At 59.1% G+C, this 867-nt stretch carries 1 protein-coding gene; it reads left to right on the top strand.

What is annotated here, in order from left to right; genetic code table 11:
* The first annotated feature begins 45 nt into the window (after positions 1-45).
* Positions 46-858: an IS5 family transposase gene (locus AB3X86_RS38265; protein WP_129964122.1), complete on the top strand. Its 813-nt coding sequence runs from the start codon at positions 46-48 to the stop codon at positions 856-858.
* The last annotated feature ends 9 nt before the right edge of the window (positions 859-867 follow it).

The raw sequence follows: 867 nt of genomic DNA, 5'->3' as shown, positions 1-867 counted from the left end.
TAGAGCGTGTTAGGAACTTCGATTGAGACCTGTTATCCTGGCGGGATGAAAAGAACAGACCGCAAAGGGTATCCGACTGATGTGTCGGATGAGGAATGGAGTTTCGCGGCGCCGTATCTGACGCTGATGGACGTCGACGCGCCCCAGCGCAAATACGAACTGCGCGACATGTTTGATGCATTGCGCTGGATGGCTCGTGCCGGCGCGCCGTGGAGGATGCTGCCCAATGATTTCCCGCCGTGGGAGCTGGTGTATCAGCAGACTCAACGGTGGTTGCAGGCGGGCTGCTTTGAGAGCATGGTGAGCGACCTGCGCTCGGTGATACGCGTGGCACAGGGCCGTCGGGGACAGCCCAGCGCGGTCATCCTCGATGGCCGCACGATACAGTCGACCTGCGAGAGCGGCCCGCGTGCGGGTTATGACGGTTATAAGCGCAAGCGCGGTAGCAAGGTACATATGGCAGTAGACACGTTGGGACAGTTGCTGGCGGTGCACGTAACCCCAGCCAATGAACAGGAGCGCGCACAGGTAGCTGAGCTTGCGCGGCGGGTCCAGCAGGTAACAGGACGAACGGTCAAGGTGGCATTTGCCGATCAGGGATACACGGGCAAAGAGCCAGCGCAGGCTGCATTCGACGAGGGTATTGACCTTCAGGTGATCAAACTCGAAGAAACGAAAAAGGGTTTCGTTCTGCTCCCCCGGCGGTGGGTGGTCGAGCGCAGCTTTGGCTGGCTCAACCGTTTCCGGCGTCTCGCACGTGACTATGAACGGCTCCCCGAAACTCTCGCCGGGCTTCATTTTGTCGTCTTCGCAATGCTCATGCTTGTCCACGCCGTGCCAGTACTTCAAAGTTCCTAACACGCTCTA

Source organism: Paraburkholderia sp. BR14374, from assembly GCF_040948685.1.
GTDB lineage: Bacteria > Pseudomonadota > Gammaproteobacteria > Burkholderiales > Burkholderiaceae > Paraburkholderia > Paraburkholderia youngii.
This window is presented reverse-complemented; position numbering and strand designations above follow the sequence as displayed.

Bases quoted from the DNA above. Each gene is read 5' to 3' on its own strand.
- AB3X86_RS38265 (WP_129964122.1), top strand. From the start codon at position 46: ATGAAAAGAACAGACCGCAAAGGGTATCCGACTGATGTGTCGGATGAG.